This is a genomic window from Streptomyces fradiae, assembly GCF_041270065.1.
Taxonomy (GTDB): Bacteria; Actinomycetota; Actinomycetes; order Streptomycetales; family Streptomycetaceae; genus Streptomyces.
Genome location: NZ_CP065958.1, coordinates 7,863,989 through 7,883,796, shown reverse-complemented (window position 1 = coordinate 7,883,796; position 19,808 = coordinate 7,863,989). Strand labels below are relative to the sequence as shown.

At 71.7% G+C, this 19,808-nt stretch carries 16 protein-coding genes; 5 read left to right on the top strand and 11 right to left on the bottom strand.

Annotation, left to right across the window (positions count from 1 at the left end; genetic code table 11):
- Nucleotides 1–137: 137 nt before the first annotated feature.
- Nucleotides 138–1,031: a 2-dehydropantoate 2-reductase gene (locus JAO84_RS35815; RefSeq protein ID WP_370416615.1), complete on the bottom strand. Its 894-nt coding sequence runs from the start codon at nt 1,029–1,031 to the stop codon at nt 138–140.
- Nucleotides 1,032–1,188: 157 nt separating this feature from the next.
- On the opposite strand from JAO84_RS35815, the gene JAO84_RS35810 reads away from it, so the two are divergent.
- Nucleotides 1,189–4,167: a carbohydrate binding domain-containing protein gene (locus tag JAO84_RS35810; RefSeq protein ID WP_370416614.1), complete on the top strand. Its 2,979-nt coding sequence runs from the start codon at nt 1,189–1,191 to the stop codon at nt 4,165–4,167.
- An 85-nt stretch (nt 4,168–4,252) separates the two neighbouring features.
- Here the strand turns inward: JAO84_RS35810 and JAO84_RS35805 are convergent, their stop codons facing one another.
- A complete protein-coding gene (locus tag JAO84_RS35805) occupies nt 4,253–4,579 on the bottom strand; it encodes a hypothetical protein (RefSeq protein WP_370416613.1) in 327 nt (108 codons plus the stop codon).
- Nucleotides 4,580–4,925: 346 nt separating this feature from the next.
- Here JAO84_RS35805 and JAO84_RS35800 point away from each other — a divergent pair, with 346 nt between their 5' ends.
- A complete protein-coding gene (locus JAO84_RS35800; RefSeq protein ID WP_370416612.1) occupies nt 4,926–6,353 on the top strand; it encodes a phytoene desaturase family protein in 1,428 nt (475 codons plus the stop codon).
- A 73-nt stretch (nt 6,354–6,426) separates the two neighbouring features.
- On the opposite strand, the gene JAO84_RS35795 is transcribed toward JAO84_RS35800, so the two are convergent.
- From JAO84_RS35795 to JAO84_RS35775, 5 genes are all read right to left on the bottom strand, one after another.
- On the bottom strand, nt 6,427–7,887 hold the full coding sequence (locus JAO84_RS35795) for a cellulose binding domain-containing protein (RefSeq protein WP_370416611.1): 1,461 nt from the start codon (nt 7,885–7,887) through the stop codon (nt 6,427–6,429).
- An 86-nt stretch (nt 7,888–7,973) separates the two neighbouring features.
- Complete coding sequence (locus JAO84_RS35790) at nt 7,974–9,584, bottom strand: beta-N-acetylhexosaminidase (RefSeq protein ID WP_370416610.1); 1,611 nt, start codon at nt 9,582–9,584, stop codon at nt 7,974–7,976.
- Between the two features lie 268 nt (nt 9,585–9,852).
- On the bottom strand, nt 9,853–10,707 hold the full coding sequence (locus JAO84_RS35785) for a carbohydrate ABC transporter permease (protein ID WP_370416957.1): 855 nt from the start codon (nt 10,705–10,707) through the stop codon (nt 9,853–9,855).
- Between the two features lie 32 nt (nt 10,708–10,739).
- Nucleotides 10,740–11,669, bottom strand: coding sequence for a carbohydrate ABC transporter permease (locus tag JAO84_RS35780; protein WP_370416609.1), 930 nt, complete (start codon nt 11,667–11,669; stop codon nt 10,740–10,742).
- A gap of 3 nt (nt 11,670–11,672) precedes the next feature.
- Entirely contained in the window at nt 11,673–12,944 is a 1,272-nt protein-coding gene (locus JAO84_RS35775; protein WP_370416608.1) for an extracellular solute-binding protein, read from the bottom strand.
- A gap of 271 nt (nt 12,945–13,215) precedes the next feature.
- Between JAO84_RS35775 and JAO84_RS35770 the strand changes: the two genes are divergently transcribed.
- On the top strand, nt 13,216–14,061 hold the full coding sequence (locus JAO84_RS35770) for a GntR family transcriptional regulator (RefSeq protein ID WP_265867205.1): 846 nt from the start codon (nt 13,216–13,218) through the stop codon (nt 14,059–14,061).
- Nucleotides 14,062–14,088: 27 nt separating this feature from the next.
- Here the strand turns inward: JAO84_RS35770 and JAO84_RS35765 are convergent, their stop codons facing one another.
- From JAO84_RS35765 to JAO84_RS35755, 3 genes are all read right to left on the bottom strand, one after another.
- Complete coding sequence (locus JAO84_RS35765; RefSeq protein ID WP_370416607.1) at nt 14,089–14,571, bottom strand: hypothetical protein; 483 nt, start codon at nt 14,569–14,571, stop codon at nt 14,089–14,091.
- Nucleotides 14,572–14,600: 29 nt separating this feature from the next.
- Nucleotides 14,601–15,323 carry an alpha/beta fold hydrolase gene (locus tag JAO84_RS35760; RefSeq protein ID WP_370416606.1) on the bottom strand — a complete coding sequence of 241 codons (723 nt, stop codon included), beginning with the start codon at nt 15,321–15,323 and terminating at the stop codon, nt 14,601–14,603.
- A 115-nt stretch (nt 15,324–15,438) separates the two neighbouring features.
- On the bottom strand, nt 15,439–16,020 hold the full coding sequence (locus tag JAO84_RS35755) for a hypothetical protein (protein WP_370416605.1): 582 nt from the start codon (nt 16,018–16,020) through the stop codon (nt 15,439–15,441).
- Nucleotides 16,021–16,294: 274 nt separating this feature from the next.
- On the opposite strand from JAO84_RS35755, the gene JAO84_RS35750 reads away from it, so the two are divergent.
- Complete coding sequence (locus tag JAO84_RS35750) at nt 16,295–17,500, top strand: hypothetical protein (protein WP_370416604.1); 1,206 nt, start codon at nt 16,295–16,297, stop codon at nt 17,498–17,500.
- A gap of 45 nt (nt 17,501–17,545) precedes the next feature.
- On the opposite strand, the gene JAO84_RS35745 is transcribed toward JAO84_RS35750, so the two are convergent.
- Nucleotides 17,546–18,472: a LysR family transcriptional regulator gene (locus tag JAO84_RS35745; RefSeq protein WP_370416603.1), complete on the bottom strand. Its 927-nt coding sequence runs from the start codon at nt 18,470–18,472 to the stop codon at nt 17,546–17,548.
- 136 nt (nt 18,473–18,608) lie between these two features.
- Between JAO84_RS35745 and JAO84_RS35740 the strand changes: the two genes are divergently transcribed.
- Nucleotides 18,609–19,808 (top strand): cysteine desulfurase-like protein, encoded by a 1,200-nt coding sequence (locus tag JAO84_RS35740; protein WP_370416602.1) that lies wholly within the window; start codon nt 18,609–18,611, stop codon nt 19,806–19,808.

Below are 19,808 nucleotides of genomic sequence, written 5' to 3'. Positions count from 1 at the left end.
GGCGGCTGTGGATATCGGCCCGCACCAGCCGGCGAGGTGTTGGTGGGCTCCCTGGCGGGTGTCGCGAGCGCCGCGTGGTCGGAGATCGCGGCGCCAGGCCGTACGCCGGGGCTCATCGCCGTCTCCCCCAGCGGACGCTACGAAGGGTTTCCCGGTGCGCTCGCGGCTTCCAGGAGGGCGGTGACGGTCTCGTTGTACGGGGTCGGGATGCCGTGGCGGGCGCCGGCGCGGACCACTGCGCCGTTGCGGGCGTCGTACTCCGTCTGGCGGCCGGCCAGGCGGTCCCACAGCATGCTGCTGCCGGACTCGGGCGGCATCGACCGCAAACGGGTGAGGACCTGGTCGGCGAGGTCGGCGGGGAGGTGGGCGCCCGAGGCCAGCGCGACCTGGCGGGCCTCCTCCACCAGGGCGCGGCCGAGTTGGGCGATGCGTGGGTGGGCGAAGACCGGCATGCGGTGCATCGTGAGGGCGGTCACGGCGCCGTTCGCGGCATTCAGGCAGAGTTTCGCCCAGGCGGCGGTGACGAAGTCGTCGACCGGCGTGACCTCGATACCGCTGCCCTGGCACAGGGCCGCGAAGTCGGCGCCGTCGTCGGCGCCCGGGACGGTGAGCCGCAGGGGGCCGAACAGCCGCACCTGACCGCGGTGTCGCGACTCGGCCGAGATCTCGACCACGGCCGGAACGATGCGGGCGGGGCCGGCCAGGGGGGCGACGCGTTCGCGGTGTTCCACGCCGTTCTGGAGTACCGCAACGCGGGTGGTCGGGCCGCAGAGGCGGCTGAGCCAGGGGGACGCCGCGGGGGTCTGATGGGCCTTGGTCGCCAGTACGACCCATTCCACGGGCGACAGTTCGGCGGGGTCGGTGGCCTCGGAGACGGACGTCTCCAGGGCCGACCCGTCGGGCCGTTCGATGCGCAGCCTGCCCAGCGGTGAACGTACGCAGGCGGTCACGTCCAGCCGCCCGGTCGACATCAGACCCGCGGCCACGACGCCGCCCACCGCTCCCACGCCCACTACCGCAACTCTCGTCATGTCCACCCACCCTAGGGGCTTTACCTCCAGGCACGGGGGCGGTAACTTCCGCCCGACGCAAGAGATTTCAGAAACTTTCCGATCGTGTTTCCAACGGGCTGATCCCCATCCTCGACCAACCAGCCCACAGGGGACGCACCTCCGCCTGGAGATTCCGATGAGCCGCACACCCCTTCCGCCGCCGGCGCGTTCGGTGGCCGTCCTGGCCGTGGCCGCCAGCCTGTTCGGCCTGCTCGCCGCGCCGCCCGGCGAACCCGCACCCCGTACGGCCCCCGCCGCGGCCGTCGCGGAGAACACCGCGACGGTCTTCTACTGGACGCGGACGAAGAACTGGGCCGCCTACAACCTGCATTACGCCCCCGACGGCGGCTCCTGGACCACCGTGCCCGGTGTCGCCATGGAACCCGCCTGTACCGACTGGGTGAAGAAGACCGTCAGCCTCGGCTCGGCCGCCGGGCTGAAGGCCACCTTCAACAACGGCAGCGGCACCTGGGACAACAACGGCGGCCAGGACTACGCCCTGGGGACCGGGAACATCACCGTCAAGGACGGCGTCGTCGCCCACTCCGACCCCTGCGCGGACACCACCCCCGCCCCCGCCGCGAAGGCGACCGTCTACTACTCCACCGAGGCCCTCGGCTGGTCCACCGCCAACATCCACTACCAGCCCGCGGGCGGCGCCTGGACCGCCGTGCCCGGCGTCGGCATGCAAGCCGCCTGCGCCGGCTGGTGGAAGCGGGAGATCGACCTCGGGACGGCCGCCTCGCTCAAGGCCGCCTTCAACAACGGCAACGGCACCTGGGACAACAACGGCGGCTCCGACTACACCATCGGCACGGGCGTCTCCACCGTGCGCAACCGGGTGGTGACGGCGAACGCCGCCGACCCCTGCGCCGCCGCCCCGCCCGACACCCAGGCCCCGACCGCCCCGGCCCGGGTGACCGCCGCCGCCGACGGCGTCTCCGTACTGCTCGGCTGGGACCCCGCCACCGACGACCGGGGCGTCACCGCGTACCAGGTCACCCGGACCGGCGGCAGCGGCAGCACGGTCGTGACCGACGTCGGCTCCACCGTGTACACCGACACCGGGCTCGCCGAACGCACCACGTACACCTACACGGTGAAGGCCGTGGACGCCGCCGGGAACGTCTCCGCCGCCTCGGCCCCGGCGACCGCCACCACCGGCGACAAGCCCGCCACGCCCGCGCCCGGGAAGCCGCTGGGCACCGACCCGCGCAAGGACCCCATCTACTTCGTCCTCACCGCCCGCTTCAACGACGGCGACCCGTCGAACAACCGGGGCGGCAGCCAGCACGTGAAGTCGGGCAACGCGGCCAACGACGACCCCATGTTCCGCGGTGACTTCAAGGGCCTCATCCAGAAGCTGGACTACGTCAAGGGCCTCGGCTTCTCGGCGATATGGATCACGCCGGTGGTCCTCAACCGCTCGGACTACGACTACCACGGCTACCACGGCTGGGACTTCTACAAGGTCGACCCGCGCCTGGAGTCCGCCGGCGCCTCCTACCAGGACCTCATCGACGCGGCCCACGCCAAGGGCATGAAGATCTACCAGGACGTCGTCTACAATCACTCCTCCCGCTGGGGCGCCAAGGGTCTGTTCGTGCCGACCGTGTACGGCGTGCGGGACAGCCAGTGGAGCTGGTACTACGACGAGCAGCAGCCCGGCTTCGAGTACGACGGCCTGACCATCGACGCCAAGACCGGGAAGTCGTACTACAACGGCGACCTGTGGTCGACCGCCGAGCCGGCCGGCAACACCTGCGTGAACTGGGGCAAGCCGACCGGAGGAAAGAGCGCCGAGGGCTACACCCTCTACAACTGCCAGTGGCCGAGCCCCACTTCGGGCATGTTTCCCAGGGAGCTCTACCACCAGTGCTGGATCGGCAACTGGGAGGGCGAGGACTCCCGCTCCTGCTGGCTGCACGAGGACCTGGCCGACTTCAACACCGAGAACCCGGCCGTCCAGAACTACCTGATCGGCGCGTACGACAAGTACATCGACATGGGCGTCGACGGCTTCCGCGTCGACACAGCCGTGCACATCCCCCGCACCACCTGGAACCGCCGCTTCCTGCCCGCCATCCAGGAGCGGGTCGCCCAGCGCCACGGCGCCGAGGCGGCCGCGAACTTCTTCGTCTTCGGGGAGGTCGCCGCCTTCGTCAACGACAAGTGGAACCGCGGCTCGGTCAATCACTCGGCGCAGTTCTACACCTGGAAGGAGCGCAAGGAGTACGACGCCGACGACACCAAGGCGGCGCTCGAGATGTACGACTACGAGCAGCAGCAGGGCACCGGCAACCAGCCCACCTCCACCAACGCCTTCCTGAACGGCAACAGCTACCACTCGCCCGACCACAGCCGGTTCTCCGGCATGAACGTCATCGATATGCGCATGCACATGAACTTCGGTGACGCGCAGAACGCCTTCTCCAACGGCAAGGACTCCGACGACAGTTACAACGACGCCACCTACAACGTCGTCTACGTCGACAGCCACGACTACGGCCCCAACAAGTCGAGCGAGCGGTACGCGGGCGGCACCGACGCCTGGGCCGAGAACATGTCCCTGATGTGGACCTTCCGCGGCATCCCGACGCTGTACTACGGGTCCGAGATCGAGTTCCAGAAGGGCAAGAAGATCGACTGCGGGCCCACCTGCCCGCTCGCCGACACCGGCCGCGCCTACTTCGGCGACCATGTCGCCGGCTCCGTCACCGCCTCCGACTTCTCCCAGGTCTCCGCGGCGAGCGGTCAGGTCGCGACCACCCTCCAGCAGCCCCTGGTGCGGCACGTGCAGCGGCTCAACCAGATCCGCCGCGCCATCCCCGCGCTGCAGATGGGCCAGTACTCCACCGAGGGCGTCTCGGGCGGCATGGCGTTCAAGCGCCGCTACACCAGCGGCTCGACGGACAGCTTCGCGCTCGTCACGGTCTCGGGCGGCGCCACCTTCGCGGGCATCCCGAACGGCACGTACACCGACGCCGTCACCGGCGACGTCCGCACCGTCACGAACGGCAGTCTCACCGTCGCCGCACCCGGCAAGGGCAACCTGCGGGTGTACGTCCTGAACGGCCCCGGCAGGATCGGCACGGCCGGACCGTACCTCAAGTGACGTGAGGCCGTACGGGGCGGGCCTCGCCCGCTCCGTACGGCCGGACCGGATCCGGGCTGCCGGGAGTTCGGGTCGTTGATCGTGATCACGGGGCCGCCGCTGTCGCCGGTCCGCGCGACGGCGCCGCCGTTGTGCGGGACGCCGGCGCTGCCGAAGATGTGGGCGCCGCCCCCGCGTGGAACGCCGAGGTGTCGTCCCACCGGCCGCTCAGCGGCACCATCGCGGGCGACTGCCGGACCCGGACCGGCGTGGACCCGGCCTGCGTGAGCTGCTTCGCGACGGCGGGCCGGGCGAGGTACTCCCGCGCGGCCATCGCGTCGTCCACGCCGAGGTCGATCGCGCCGCCGTCGACCGTGCTGCTCGCCATCTCGACATTGAAGGGCAGCTCCTTGCGGCTGACGAGCGCCGTCATCTCCTTCCTGAGCCGCTGCCGGGACTTCGCCTCCGGCGTACGTGCAGCAGTTCCGTGTCGGCCTTCGGGTTCACCTCACGCACAGCGTCGACGAAGACGGCACGGCGCCCCGGGTCGGTGAGGTAGAGAGACGCGACGGACGGCCGGCACCGCGTGTGACCGCCGCGGGCGGCGCGCCGGTGCGCGCGGAGCTCAGACGCGCGGCTGCTCCCCGGCCTGCTGGCGAGCGGACCGCCGGCCGTGGCCCACCGGCGGCACGGAGCACCCGGTCTACGATGTACGGTCGCTGCACCCGCCGCGGCCGGCGCCCCTCCGCCGTGGCACCCATAGATCTGGACACCGCGTCATGACCTCCGCCGTCATCGTCGGCGGCGGGCCCAACGGGCTCGCCGCCGCGGCCCTCCTCGCGAAGGAGGGCCTGGACGTCACGCTTCTGGAGGCCGCGGACGAGGTCGGCGGCGGCACCCGCAGCCACGAGGCCATCGTCCCCGGGCTGCTGCACGACCACTGCTCGGCCATCCATCCGATGGCCGTCACCTCCCCCGCGCTGCGCGCGCTCGGACTCGAACGGCACGGCCTGCGCTGGCGGACGGCGGACGTCGACTGCACCCATCCGCTCGACGACGGCAGCGCCGGGGTCCTGCTGCGTTCCGTCGAGGAGACCGCCCGTCTGCTCGGCGGTACCGACGGCGACCGCTACCGGGCCCTGTTCGCCCCGTCGGTACGGGCCTGGGACGCGCTCGCCGAGGACACGATGGGGCCCCTGCTGCGGGTCCCGGCGCACCCGTTGCTGCTGGCCCGCTTCGGTCTGCCGACCGCGCTGCCGGCCACGGTCCTCGCCCGGCTCTTCGGCACCCCGCAGGCGCGGGCGCTGTGGGCGGGCGTGGCGGCGCACAACTTCCGCCCGCTGTCCCGCCCGTTCACCTCGGCGATCCCGCTGGGCATCCTCACCGCCGGGCACGCGGCCGGCTGGGCCGTGGCGGAAGGCGGCTCGCGGTCCATCGCCGCTGCCCTGGAGGGCGCGCTGCGCGCGTACGGCGGCGTGGTCCGGACGGGGGTGCGCGTCACCGACGCCGCGCAGATCCCGCCCGCCGACGTGACGCTGCTCGACCTCGATCCGGGCCAGGTGGCCGCCCTCTACGGTGACCGGCTGCCGGGGCGGGTACGGCGTGCTTACCGGCGTTTCCGGCGCGCGCCGGGCGCGTTCAAGCTGGACCTGGCGGTGGAGGGCGGAGTGCCCTGGACGAACGAGCCGTCCCGCCGCGCCGTCACCGTCCACCTCGGCGGCCCGCTCGCGGAAGTGGCCGGTCTGGAGCGGGAGGTGGTGGCCGGGCGGATGCCGGAGCGGCCCTTCGTGCTTGTCGGCCAGCAGTATCTGGCCGACCCCTCGCGCTCGGCGGGCGACGTCCACCCCGTGTTCACGTACGCCCATGTGCCGCACGGGTACGACGGGAACGCGACCGAGGCGATCCTCGGACAGCTTGAGCGGTTCGCGCCCGGTGTCCGTGAACGGGTCGTGGGCATGCGGGTCACCCGGCCCTTGGACTTCGCCGCCGGCAACCCCAATTTCGCCGGCGGCGACATCATCACCGGGGCCAAGACGATCCCTCAGCTGCTGCTCGGCCCGCGTCCGGCGTTCGACCCGTACGCCACGGGTGTGCCCGGCGTGTTCCTGTGCTCGGCGGCGACTCCGCCCGGTCCGGGGGCGCACGGCATGTGCGGTGCGGGGGCGGCGGCGTCCGCGCTGCGCCACCTCGGGGCCCGGCCCGCGTGACGGTGCGGGGCCGCTCCGGCCGTACGGTTCCTGGCACCCGTACGGCCGGAGCGGCCCGGTGGGCCGGCCTCGGTCAGGAGGCGGGCACCTCGTCGACGAAGGTCGTGCCGGCGCTGCGCAGGGCGGCGATCTTGGCGGTGACCTGGGCCGGGGTGAGGACCTGGTCCTTGACGTGCAGGACGTAGTCGACCTGCTGGTCGTAGGCGCGCGGCGTGGTGGACGGCTGGCCGTTGAGGTCGATCAGCCACTGGTTGAAGTTGATGGACATGGGCCGTTCGGGCAGGTAGGCGGCGTCGTGGGTGCCGAAGACGGCGCCGTCGATGTAGTAGGTGATCCTGCTGTCGTCGATGGTGACGACGAGATCGTGCCAGCCGGCGAAGCTCTGCCGGCTCTCGCTGTGCTGATTGACGGCCTGCCAGGGGTCGGGGTTGTAGGTCTCCCAGGAGGTCGTGTACAGGATGTTCGCGGGCTCGCCCCAGCCGCCGTTGGGCAGGTACTCGAAGTCGTACTCGGCGTAGTCGTCGGCCATCGGGGCCTTGAGGTCGTTGATGGTGAAGAAGGTCTGGACGATGCGGTCACCGTCGGGGCCGTACTTCGGCGCGTCGGAGAACTTCACCCGGGCCGCGTAGGTGCCGTTCTTGAACTTCGTGGCCTTGGTGAGGACTTCGGTGTGCGTGGTGGTGGAGCCGGTGCCGGCGCTGGAGGTCTCCAGGTTCATCACCGTGTTGCCGCTCTGGTTGACGAAGGTGACCTTGGACGGGTCCCAGGTGGCGCCGGGGACACCGGGGCCGCCGGAGTTGGAGCGCACGTTCCAGCCGTGGCCGGCGAGGGCCGGGTCGGTGTGCGAGGCGTAGGAGAAGTCGTCGAAGAGGGTCTGGCCGCTGCCGGTGGGCGGGTCGGTCGGGGTCGGCGGGTCGGTGGGGGTGGGCGGGTCGGTCGGCTCGTTCCCGGCGGGGGCGGTGCCCCATACGTTCGTTCCGGCGATCTGGGCGGTGACCTTGGTCCAGTCGGCGTAGGCGAGCTGGGTGCCGCTGAAGGAGTAGTCGTCGCTCTGGGTCAGGGTCTGCCAGGTGGACTGGTAGAAGCGCAGCTGCATGTCGCCGGTGTCGGCGCCGGGGGCGAGGGTGCCGGCCCCCGGGGTGAAGCCGATCTCCAGGTAGCGGTCGGCCGTGGCGGTCGGGTTCGCGAGCGTGCCGAAGGTGCCCGTGATGACGGAGCAGCCCTTGACCGCCCAGGAACAGGCGAAGCGGTAGGTGGCGGTCGGGGAGTCGGCCTTGAAGTAGTAGCGGATCTTGACCTGGCTGAGCTGGACGGTGGTGGTGCCGGTGTTGCGCAGCTTGAGCCACGGCTCGGTCTGGTCGGCGGTGGCGCCGGTGGCGCTGGTGCGGTACTGGACGGCGAGTCCGTCGCCCGAGGCGGCGGAGGCGGTGGTGAGGGGCAGGGTGGCCAGGGCGGCGCTGCCGACGAGGGCGATGAGGGCGAGGGCCGCACGGGCGCTGCGGCTGGTGGTACGGCTGGTGCTCCGGGTACTCATCCGGCGTTTCCTTTCGTTCTTCGTTCGCTCCCGCGCTCCGCGGGAGGGTTCGTGGGGGTGTGCGGGTGGAGCGGCGGGACGTTTCGTCATGCGGGGGCGGGTGCGGGCCGGTTCGGGAGCGTGTCGTGCGGGACGCCGAGTGAGGTGAGCCGCGCCCGGTGGCCGTCGAGCCGGGTCCGGAAGTCCCGCCAGTCGCCGGTGGGGGCCCACGCCCGCTCGGCGAGGGCGCACAGGCGGGGGTAGGTGAGGTATTCGATGTGCGCGGGAGTGGGCACGAACTCGGTCCACAGCTGGCCCTGGGTGCCCAGGACCCTCCCGGAGAGCGGCGGCTCGCCGGCCGGCGGGACGAGGTCCACGCCGTACACGGTCCGCAGGCCGAGGGTGTGGCCCGGCTGGGCGGGGGGTTCACCGGGGCCGGGGGCGCGTGCGTAGTCGAAGTAGGTCGAGCGGTGGTCGGCGTGGATGACGTCGTGTCCCCGGCGGGCCGCCGCCCAGGCGTGTCGTGGGGTACGCCAGCTGATCACCGTGCAGGTCAGGGGCAGGGTGGTGGCGTCCTCGGCCCAGGCGACCGGGCGCCGGCCGGCCCGTACGACATGGTCGGCCATGCTCGCCATGAACCAGCTGTGCAGCTCCCGCGGACCGGACAGCCCCTCCCGTGCGGCGCGGGCGACGGCGGCCGGGCTGGACTCCCATTCGGCCGTGGGGACTTCGTCGCCGCCGATGTGGATGTACGGCGAGGGGAAGAGGTCCATCACCTCGTCGAGGACGGTGCGGAAGAAGTCGAGGACGTGGTCGCCGACGCCGAGCACGTTGGGGCAGACGCCCCAGTGCGTCCACACGTCGAGGCGCGTGTCCGGGTGGTTGCCGAGTTCGGGGTAGGCGGCGAGCGCGGCCCGTACGTGCCCGGGGACCCCGACCTCGGGTACCACGGTGACACCGCGTGCGGCGGCGTAGGCGACGAGGCCGGCGAGTTCGGCGTGGGTGTACGAGCCGCCGTGCGGACGTCCGTCGAATTGCTCGCTGCCGGCGGGGCCGACCATCGACTGTGCGCGCCGGCCGCCGATCTCGGTGAGCCGGGGGTAGGCGTCGACCGGCATCCGCCAGCCCTGGTCGTCGGTGAGGTGCAGCTGGAGGACGTTCAGCTTGTGCAGGGCGAGGAGGTCGACGAAGCGGCGCAGGTAGGACACGGGCTGGAAGTGGCGGGCGACGTCGAGCAGCATGCCGCGCCAGGGGTGCGCGGGTACGTCCGTGATCTCCACGCCCGGCAGCTCGGCGCCCCGCCCGGCCCGCTGCCCGGCCCGCCGCTCCGCCCCCTGCCCGTACGGCGCCGACAGGGCTTCGTACGGCAGGAGCTGACGTACCGTCTGGACGCCGCGCAGCAGTCCGGTCGGGCGGGCGGCGCGCATGAGCACTCCGCCGGAGCTGACGGTCAGTCCGTACCCCTCCTCTCCAAGGCCTGTCAGGGCGGGATCGAGAGCGAGGACGAAGGCGCCGTCCTCGGCGTGCTCCAGACGGCCCGGTCCGGTGACGGGCGCGAGATACGTGCGCAGCAGATCGGCCGCGCCTTCGGCGCCGGGGGCGACGCGCAGCCGGGTGGTGTGGTCGAGGCGGAATCGGCCGGGACGGGCGGCGAGCCGGCTCGGGCGGGGGACGAGGGCGCGATCGGGGCGTGGGGGTGCGTGGTTGAGCAGGTCCACGGGACGTGTCTCCCGGAGTTCGACGGGGCGCGGGCGGGCGGGGTGGTGCGGAGGTGCCGGACGGGCCCTGGCTGTCGGCCTAGGGGGTGTCTTGCCGATCAGGCCGGATCAGCGAGCGGCTCCCCCAGAGCTTCGCCTGGGTGGTACCCCCAGTGCCGTGGATCGCAAGGCGGAGGAGGGAGTCAACGCGGAGCGTTGCCGACCGACGACAACGCGGCGAGGCGCGGTGCCAGGCGTCGCGAGCCCGGCAAGATCGGCGAGACACCCCCTAGCCCTTGACTCCTCCGGCGGTGAGGCCGGAGGTCACATGGCGCTGCAGGGCGAGGAAGACGATCAGTGCGGGCAGTGCGAAGAGCGTGGAGGCCGCCATGGTGGCGCCCCAGTCCGTGCCGAAGGTCGTCTGGAAGGAGGAGAGCCAGACGGGCAGGGTGCGGCTGTCCTGCTGTTTGATGATGAGGAAGTTGGCGTAGGTGAACTCGTTCCAGGCGGTGATGAATCCGAAGAGCGAGGTGGCCATCAGGCCGGGGGCGAGCAGGGGGAACGCGACCCGGCGGAAGGCGCCCACCCGGGTGCAGCCGTCGACCTGCGCCGCCTCTTCCAGTTCGGGTGGTATGCCGGCGATGAAGCCGCGGAGGACCACCACGGTGAACGGCAGGGTGATCATGAAGTAGATCAGGGTGAGGGTGGGCAGCCGGTCGAGCATGCCGGTGTCGCGGGAGATGATGTAGATGGGGATGATCAGTGATTCCCACGGCGCCATCTGGGCGATGAACACCGCCAGCATGAACTGCCTGCGGCCGCGCCAGCGCAGCCTCGCGACCGCGTATGCCGCGCCGAGGGCGACGACCAGGGCCAGGAGTACGGCGCCGAGGGTGACCAGGATGCTGTTGCGCCAGAACAGGGCGAAGTGGTCGGCCCGGACCGCCGCGCGGAAGTGGTCGAGGGTCCATTCCGAGGGGAAGAGGCGGGGTTCGTAGGACTGGATGTCCCGGGACGGCTTGAGGGCGGTGGTGACCATCCAGTACACGGGGAAGAGGCAGATCGCCACGGTCAGCGTGGCCGACGCATGAAGCGGGAGCCGGCGCAGGGCGCGTCGCAGGGCGGGCCTGCGGGTGGCGGGCACAAGGGTCACAGGGGTCACAGGGGTCACAGGGGTCACAGGTGCTCCCCTTCCTGGCGGAACAGTTGGCGGAAGTAGAGGACGAGGACGCCGCTCATGAGCAGGACGGTGACCATGGAGGCGGCCGATCCCAGGTCGTAGCGCTGGTTGGCGAGTGCGGTCTGTACGGCGTACACCGGAAGGATCGTGGTCGCGTCGCCCGGCCCGCCGCGGGTCATCACCCAGATCTGGACGAAGGCCTTGAAGGTCCAGATCACCTCCAGGGAGACCACCAGCATGAAGATCGGTCGCACGAGGGGGAAGGTCACGGAGCGGAAGATCCGCAGGGCGCCGGCGCCGTCGAGGCGGGCGGATTCGTAGAGCTCCTCGGGCACGGTGGTGAGGGCCGAGTAGAGGGTGATGGCGGCGAACGGCACCGACTGCCAGACGATGAGGACGACCAGGATGGTGAACGCGGCGCTGCCGTCGGCGAACCAGGTGTAGCCCTCGAAGGAGGTGAAGCCGAGGTCGGTGAGGGTTTCGTTGACGATGCCGAACTCGGAGTGGAACAGCCACTGGAAGACGGTGGTGGCGGCCACGACGGGCACCGCCCACACCAGGACCAGTGAGCTCAGGACCACGGCCCGGCCGGTCCTGCCGAGCCGTTCGATCATCAGGGCGACCAGGGTGGAGAGGATCACGATGGTGATCACGTTGACGGCCATGAAGAGGAAGGTGCGGCGGACGACGGCCCAGAATCTGGGGTCGGCCCACAGGGTCTGGTAGTTGCGCAGACCCACGAACTCGGCGTGGCCCCTGATCAGTTCGCGCAGCCGGAAGTCCTGGAAGGAGATGAGCAGGGCGCGGCCGAACGGATAGAGCAGGAGGTAGAGCATGCCCAGGACCGCCGGTGCGATCAGCAGGTAGGGGCCGAGGGTGAGCGGGCGTCTGCGGGGCGGGCGCCGGGAGGACCTGGCGGCGGGCATCGGTCAGGAACCGCTGTTCAGCGTGGTGGTGATGGACCGGGACGCCTTGGCGGCCTCGGACTTCGCGTCGCGGCCGATGAGCACGGCGGTCATGTAGTCCTTGATGGGGTTCTTGGCCTCGACCGCCGCCCACTGCGGGGTGTTGGGCGTGGCGTGCCCGTTGACGGCGCCGGCCGCCATGGCCGCCGCGCCGGGGTCGGAGCCGACGGCGGCCGCCAGGTTGGTCTTGTTGGGGACGTAGCTCATCGCCAGGGCGAGCTTCTTCTGCCACTCCTCGCCGGTGAGCTCCTTGATGAAGGTGTACGCCTCCTGCTGATGCGCGGCGACGGCGGGCACGACGAGGTCGGAGCCGCCGGTGAACACGGCGCCGGGGGTGTCGGCGGTCTTGCCGGGGATGGGGAAGAAGCCGAGCTTGCCCTTGAGGGCGGGGTTGCTCTGGGTGATGACGTTGGCTCCGCCGGGGGCGGCGATGACCTGGGCGATCTGTCCCTTGGCCACGACCTCGGCCTGGAGCGGGCGGGACTCGTCGGAGTCCTTGGGGCCCTTGCCGAGGGCCTGGAGCCGCTTGTAGAACTCCATGGCGCGGAGCGCTTCGGGGCTGTCGAGGCCGCCCTTCCAGGTGGTGCCGTCCTGGACGGCGAGGTCGCCGCCCTCGTCCCAGACGAAGCCGGCGAGGGTGAACCAGTTCTGGCCGGGGAGGTAGATGCCCTGCGTGCCGTTGCTGTTGAGCTTCTCGGTGGCGGCGAGCCACTGGTCACGTGTCTTGATCTTCGTGGCGTCGATGCCCGCCTGCTGGAACAGGTCGGTGCGGTAGATGACGACGCGGTTGGCGGCGTAGTACGGGATGCCGTACTGCCGGCCCTCCCAGGATCCGGGTTCGGCGAGGCCCTTGAGCCAGAACTCGCCGCCGAGTTCGGTGACCTTGCCGGTGAAGTCGGTGAGGCCGCCGCTCTGGGCGTACTGGGCGACCTGGGTGTTGCCGACCTCGATGACGTCGGGGGCGTCGTTGCTGGCCAGGGCGGCGGTGACCTTCTCGCCTATGCCCTCCCACTCCTGGATCTGGATCTTGACGTCGATCTCCGGGTGAGCCTTCTCGAAGCCGGCCTCGAACTCCTTCTGGAAGGCCTCGGACACGCTGTCGCGCATCAGCCACACGTCGAGGACGGTCGGTCCGCCGGCGTGGTCCTCGGAGTCGCCGCCGCCGGACGCGGAGCAGGCGACGAGTCCGGTGCTCAGCAGCATGGCGCCGAGCAGGGCAAGGGGGCGGTGCTTCACGGTTCACCTCTGGGGAGCCTGAGAACGGGAGGTAAAGTTCGACCTGACCAATCGGCCGCCGGGTCTTTACCAGTTGGTGCGGGGATGAAGGTGGCATGGACCAATGTCGCCGTCAACCCCCGGAGCAGAGATGACATTTGAGCCAGCGAGTGTGAAGAAGCGGCCAGGCGGCCGACCGGCCAGGGGACCTGCACGACTGCTGCAACCTGACCAGCTGACCAGTTATAGTTGACCAGAGAAGCCATCGACCGACGACGAACGAGAGCACCGTATGGAGATCGACGCGGCAGCCTCTGGCGCGATGCTCAAGCGCGAGCGGGTCCGTGACGCGATCCTCGAGCTCATCGAGGCGCGGCGTCCCGGCGACGCCATCCCGTCCGAGCGCGCCCTCTGCTCCGAACTCGGGGTGTCCCGCCCCACGCTGAGGGCGGCGGTCGACGAGCTGGTCGTGGCCGGGCTGCTCGTGCGCGAGCACGGCCGGGGCATGTTCGTGGCGGCGGAGAAGATCACCCAGGAGCTGGTCTCCGACCAGCACGCCTTCAGCCTGCCGCGGGCCGGCGGGGTGTGGACCAGCAGGCTGCTCGAGTTCAGCACCCTGCCCGCCGGTGCCCGGGTCAGCCGCAAGCTCCGCATCTCCCCCGCCGCCGAGATCCTCTACGTCGCCCGCCTGCGCCTCGTGGACGGCTCCCCCATGGCGATCGAGCACCTGCACGTCCGGGCGGATCTGGCCCCGGGCCTGACCAGTGAGGAACTGGAGCAGGGCGACCTCTACGAGCATCTGCGGGACCGGCACGGCCTCCAGGTCGACGAGGCGGTGCAGTCGATCGAACCCACCGTCGTCACCCGCGCCGAGGCCGAACTCCTCGACGTGCCCGAGCTCTCCCCCGCGCTGCTGTTCGAGCGGCTCACCACGGACACCCGCGGCCGCGCGGTGGAGTACGTGCATTCGCTCTACCGCGGCGACCGGTACCGGATCGTCTCCCGCCTCACCCTCAGCGCCGGCGATGCCCAGCCCACGGGGAACGAGGGCCATCATCCGGGCATTCCGCCGGGCGACTTCACCGGGGGCGACCCGGTCCCCTTCTCCACCCGGGGTGTCGTGCAGCAGAACGTCTGAGCGGGGTGGGGTCGGGGTCGGGGTCGGTCAGAGGTGGCAGGTCTCGTCGTAGATCCGGCCGTGCCACCAGCCTCCCCCGCGCCAGGTCTGGCGGTACGCGAAGGGGTCGGGCAGCGTTCTGCGCCGCAGCTCCTCGTCCAACTCCGCTACCAGGGCCGCCAGTTCACGGCGCGCACGGTGCGGCGGAAGCCGGGACAGGACCAGCGCGAGGAGGTCGCGGGCCACGGCCACGTTCTCGCCCAGTTCGCAGTCGTCGCAGCCGCAGACGGTGCGGCGCACGTACAGGGGGCGCCCCGGTCGGGCCAGGAAGGTCCGGAAGCACTTCAGGGCGATGCGGGTGTCGCCGGGTCCGAGGCCTTCGTCGCGGGGGCGGCGGGACTCTTCCGCGTGGATCGCGGACGCCGTCCGGCCGGAAAGCCGGTCGATACGCGGGGGCGCGCCGGCGCTCCCGTACATCCGGCGGGGCATCTGGTTCTGGGCGCGGAGCGCGCCGGGCCGCTTACGCGGCATGGGCCTTTCGGACAGCGGTCATCCGGTGATCATGGCATGGGCCTCAAGGGTTGTCGAGGCTCGTCGGGGGCAGGTGGCAGGCAGGCGACCAGCAGGTCGGCCAGCTCGACGGGGCGGCTGAGCGCGACGCAATGGCTCGCGGCGATCTCGTACGGGACCACACCGAGGCGTTCTCGCACGAGCCGGCGCAGGAAGTCGGGCGGCAGAAAGCGGTCTTCCGTGCACAGGACGCATCCCGTCGGCACGGCCGGCCAGGTGTCGAGCGGCCAGGGCTGGGCCGACGCGGCCGGCGAAGGGTGTGCCCGTTCCCTGCTCATCGCCTCCTCGGCCGGTGGGCGGGGCACGTCGTGGTAGAACGCGACGTAGGGGTCGTCACTGCCGGTGAGGCCGCCGTCCCGGGCGGCCTGGCGCCTGACGGCGTCGGCGTAGCCGGTGTCGCCCCACCACTGGTCGGGTGACTCCCCCGGCTCGGGGATCATTCCGGCGACCAGCACCAGCGCCTCGACGGGGCGGCGTGCCGCGACGAGCGGCGCGGTGAACGCGCCGAACGACTGGCCCACGACGACGAGGCCGTGGCGGTCGCCGACCGCCTCGACCACGGCGTCGGCGTAGTCGTCGAGGGTCAGCGAGTCGTCGTCGCCCGGGAGGTCCGGAGCGACCACGTCGTGCCCGCGGGCCCGGAGTTCGGCCTCGACCAGGTGCCAGTACCAGCCGACATCTCCGGCACCGTGGATCAACACGAACGTCTTCACGTCACGCCTCTCCTCCGTTCTCGCCCCCTGGGCTCCCACCACCATGCTCCCTTCAGGCGGGAAGGGCTCGCGCCCCGGCGGCGGCTCCCGCCCGAACCGCCGTCGTAGCCGTCGGTCAGAAGGTGAGGTGCTGGTAGTGCCGCAGGCGGGAACCGGCGGCCTGTTCGGTCATGCCGAGGGCGGTGGCGACCTGGGAGATCGCCTCCTGCCGGCCGCCGGTGATGAACCGGCCGGCCAGGGGGCCGAAGACGGCGGCGGCCGATTCGAGTTCGCCGACGGCCTTCAGTACGGCGAGCGGGTGTTCGTCGACGAGCTCGTCGAGGCGCTCCTGCAGCCGGCTCAGCAGGGTGTCCACGTCCTCGGGCAGTTTCACCGCGTGGGCCGCGACGTCGTCCATGTGGGCCTCCCAGTCCCGCTCGGGCGCGGAGACGTCGTAGTCGTGGGGGTAGTCGGGGTTGATCTTCTTCCAGTCGATCGGGACGGTCCGTTCGCCGCGCCACCCGCACGCGCAGCTCCCCCGCATCGCCGTCGCGGCCGGCCTGCGGGAGTCGCCGGTGTAGACCCACCAGTCCGTCGACTCGTGGAAGTAGGCACCGCTGCCCATGTCGAAGTAGACCGGCCCCGGCTCGCTGCCGTCGGCGAGCAGCACCCCGACCTTGCCCTCGTGCGACTCGAATCCGTCACGCTTCCAGCACATCGCGGGAATCCCTCCTCGGCGGCGCAGAGCGGCGGCCCGAGCGGGCCGCCCTCCTCCACGATGGGACAGCGAACGACGGCGCCGCAGGCAAGTTGGCATATTCCGGCGGCACGTGGTTGCGCAGGGGATCGCCGCACGCCCCCCAACCCGGGAATCGGGCCGCTTGCCGGTCGGGCCGGCGTTCGATCGGTGACGGCGGGCGCGGGGGTATCGCCTCCCTCGCCCGGGTGGCGGACCATACTGGTCTCGCCCTGCTCACCCACCGAACGGTTCCATGGCCAAGAACAGCACTCCACCGACCCCCGTCCCCGACACCGCCTGGCTCGGGCGCGGACGCCACCTCGGGCCCGAGCCCGAGCGGGACGTCCGGCGCAACCTGATCGCGCTGAAGGCGGCCCAGGTGATCGACGACTTCCTGGACCTCGACCCCGTGGAGGCGGCCCGCTCCACCGATCTGTACCCGCGGGACGAGTCCGCCGACCCCGGCCCGTCCGCCCGTCGGCTCTTCGAGGCGCGCTGGCGCGTCGGCGACGGGGTCACGGTGCGGGCGCAACTGACCACGTACGAGCCCGAGTCGCGCCGTACCGACGGTGAGAGCGTCGGCTGGGTCCTGGCCGCCGAGGCGGAGCGGGCGTGGCAGGCGGACTGGCCGTCGCCCGCCACCGTGTTCTGGCCCGACAGCGACCAGGTCGCGTGGGACGACCACGACACGGTGCCGGGCGTACGCCTGCGGGCGGCGAACCACCTGCCCAAGGACGACGACGAGCTGCGCCGCGTACTGCGGGCCTGCCTGCGGCAGAGCTGGTACATCCACGTCGTGGTGCACGAGGCGATGACGCCGGACGTGCTGGGGCGGCAGCCGATCACGGCGTTCCTGCCGCCGAGTCTGCGTCACCGGGTGGTCGAGCACCGGGCCGCGCCGGAGCAGGCGCTGATCGCCGACTTCGCGGTCAAGAAGGAGGCGGGGGCGGGGCTCCCGCGCGGTGGAGCCGTCGTCCTGGCCCCGGCAGAGCGGGTTCCGGGCTACGAGGCGGACCACTTCACCGTGCGCAATGTCTTCCTGGACGGCACGGAGCCGACCGAACTCCTCGGCAGGATCAAGGAGTTCGCGGCGCTGCCGCAGCCGATGCCGGCCGACGCCGAGCAGGTCCTGACCCGGCTGCGCCAGGGCTGGCACCTGCTCACCCCGGACGAGGAGCTGGTGCACGCCCGGGCCATGGTGACCCGGTACGCCAAGGCCCTCGAAGCCATGACGGCGTCCTGCGACCTGTACCGGGAGGCGGCCGAGTCGGCGCTCGCCGCCCTCGCCGAGGCGACCAAGGGCAACGGCTCGCCCCAGGCGCCCACGGCGGCGCCGCCGACGGCCGCGGTACCCAAGCAGAACGCCTCGCCGCTGAAGAGCCTGACCAAGGCGTTCTCGATCTTCCGGGGGACGGGCGTGGAGGAGACGGAGGGGCGGCAGAGCCCGGACGGCCGGTGACATGCGGGCGGGGAGGGGCATCGGCCCCGGCCCGCCTCGCGGGCGCTACGCCGGGACGGCCTTCAAGGCCTCGGCGAGCAGCGCGAGCAGTTCGTCGATGACCGGCGGCCGGAGGCCGGGTCGGCTCACGGCGAGGACCTCGCGGTGGAGCGGTGTGGACTCCGGCGGCAGGGCGACGCGTTGGACGGTGGGCCGGCCGGTCTCCTCGGCGAGCAGGGTGACGGGGATCAGGCCCACGGCCAGGCCGGCTCTGATCATGGCGAGCATGCTGTGCAGGTCCTCGGTCTCCAGCGTGACGTCCGGGGAGATCCCCAGTTCTCCGGCCCAGCGCCGCAGCAGACGCCGATCGGGGTTGTGCGGATGCCCCGAGGTCCATCCCCTTTCCAGGCATGCGGCCAGGTCGAGTGGGCGATGGCCCGGCTGCGGCCCCGCGACGAGGACCAGTGGCTCGTGCCCCAGGGAGGTGATCTCCCACTCGGGGGAGGTGACCGGCGGGTCCTCGGGCAGATACCGGTAGGCGATGAGCAGATCGAGGTCGCCCGAGGTGACCCTGGGCAGTCCTTCGTGGGTCTCGACGATGACCAGGCGGATCCGGGCGGCGCCGCGGTCGCCGGCCTGGAGAGCGGTCAGGACGCCGGGCAGCAGGTGGCTCACGGCGCTGGGGTAGGCGCCGACGCGCAGTTCGGCGATCTCGCGGTTGGCGATGCCGTCGGCGGTGTCCCTGAAGCGGGCCGTCGCCTCGAAGAGCGTCCGGGCCGCCTGGGCGAGGGAGCGGCCGGCGGCGGTCAGGATGAGCCGGCTGCCCGGGCGGCGGACGAGCAGTTCGATGCCCAGGTCGCGCTCCAGCGCGGCGATGTGCTGGGAGACCGCGGACGGCACGTAGCCGAGGGCTGTCGCCGCCTCGGCCATGGAGCCGTGCTGCACCACGGCCAGGAACGTGGCGAGGAGCTTCAGATCCGGCTGAGCTTTCATGAACCGTGAGCTCTCCCTTCTTGATCCATCGCTTTACGTGTCCGTACGCACGGTGCCAGAGTCTAGGAAACCCACCGCTTCCGCGCCCACCACCCAGGCCGCCGCCTGCGCACCCCCTCCGTCGAAAGCTGAGGCCATGGCCCTCGACCTGCCCGCCCTGCGGGCCCACTTCCCGTCCCTCGACAGCGGCCTCGCCTTCTTCGACGGCCCCGGCGGGACGCAGACGCCCCGACCCGTCGCCGAGGCCATCGCGGCGACGCTGACCGGCCCGCTGTCCAACCGGGGAGCCGTGAGCCCGTCCGAGCTCAACGCCGAGCGCGCCGTGGCGGACTTCCGCGCCGCCTGTGCCGACCTGCTGGGCACGCCCGCGAGCGGCATCGTCCACGGGCGCAGCGCCACCCAGCTCACGTACGACTTCTCCCGTCATCTGGCGAAGGACTGGCGGGCCGGCGACGAGATCGTCCTCAGCCGCCTGGATCACGACTGCAATGTGCGGCCCTGGATCCAGGCGGCCGAGCGCGCGGGGGTGACGGTCCGCTGGATCGAGCTGGACGCGGCGACCACGGAGCTCGACCTCGTGTCGTACGAGCGGGCGCTGTCGCCCCGTACGCGGCTGGTCGCGGTCTCCGCGGCCTCGAACGTGCTGGGCACCATGCCGCCCGTGCGCGGGATCGCCGACCGGGCGCACGAGGTGGGCGCCCTGGTGTACGTGGACGGAGTCCACTACGCCGCGCACCACCTGGTGGACATACCCGCCCTCGGCGCCGACCTGTTCGTCTGCTCGCCGTACAAGTTCCTCGGACCGCACTGCGGTGTGCTCGCCGGCCGGGCGGAAGTCCTGGAGACCCTCCGCCCGGACAAGCTCCTGCCGTCGCCCGACACCGTGCCGGAGCGTTTCGAGTTCGGCACGCTGCCCTACGAGATCCTGGCGGGGGCCACCGCGGCGGTGGACTTCCTCGCCGCTCTCGACCCGGGCTCGGCGGTCTCGCGCCGCGAGCGGCTCGCGCAGTCACTGGACTCCCTGCACCGGCACGAGCTGGCGCTGCGCACCAGGCTCGAGGAGGGCCTGCAGTCCCTGGGCGACGCCGTCACCGTGCACTCGAAGGCGGCCGACCGTACGCCGACCCTGCTGATGTCGTTCGAGGGCCGCGACGCCCGTGAGGCCCAGGTGCATCTGGCCGGGCGGGGCGTCGTGGCCCCGGCCGGATCGTTCTACGCGTACGAACCCTTCACCGCGCTGAAGCTGGAGGACCCCGCGCTCCGGGCCGGCCTCGCGCCGTACAGCACCGCCGACGACGTGGACCGGTTCCTCGACGGGCTCTCCTCGTTCCTCTGA

Coding starts and splice junctions, on each gene's coding strand:
- JAO84_RS35815 (WP_370416615.1), bottom strand. CDS start 1,031: ATGACGAGAGTTGCGGTAGTGGGCGTGGGAGCGGTGGGCGGCGTCGTG.
- JAO84_RS35810 (WP_370416614.1), top strand. CDS start 1,189: ATGAGCCGCACACCCCTTCCGCCGCCGGCGCGTTCGGTGGCCGTCCTG.
- JAO84_RS35805 (WP_370416613.1), bottom strand. CDS start 4,579: ATGACGGCGCTCGTCAGCCGCAAGGAGCTGCCCTTCAATGTCGAGATG.
- JAO84_RS35800 (WP_370416612.1), top strand. CDS start 4,926: ATGACCTCCGCCGTCATCGTCGGCGGCGGGCCCAACGGGCTCGCCGCC.
- JAO84_RS35795 (WP_370416611.1), bottom strand. CDS start 7,887: ATGAGTACCCGGAGCACCAGCCGTACCACCAGCCGCAGCGCCCGTGCG.
- JAO84_RS35780 (WP_370416609.1), bottom strand. CDS start 11,669: ATGCCCGCCGCCAGGTCCTCCCGGCGCCCGCCCCGCAGACGCCCGCTC.
- JAO84_RS35770 (WP_265867205.1), top strand. CDS start 13,216: ATGGAGATCGACGCGGCAGCCTCTGGCGCGATGCTCAAGCGCGAGCGG.
- JAO84_RS35765 (WP_370416607.1), bottom strand. CDS start 14,571: ATGCCGCGTAAGCGGCCCGGCGCGCTCCGCGCCCAGAACCAGATGCCC.
- JAO84_RS35755 (WP_370416605.1), bottom strand. CDS start 16,020: ATGTGCTGGAAGCGTGACGGATTCGAGTCGCACGAGGGCAAGGTCGGG.
- JAO84_RS35750 (WP_370416604.1), top strand. CDS start 16,295: ATGGCCAAGAACAGCACTCCACCGACCCCCGTCCCCGACACCGCCTGG.
- JAO84_RS35745 (WP_370416603.1), bottom strand. CDS start 18,472: ATGAAAGCTCAGCCGGATCTGAAGCTCCTCGCCACGTTCCTGGCCGTG.
- JAO84_RS35740 (WP_370416602.1), top strand. CDS start 18,609: ATGGCCCTCGACCTGCCCGCCCTGCGGGCCCACTTCCCGTCCCTCGAC.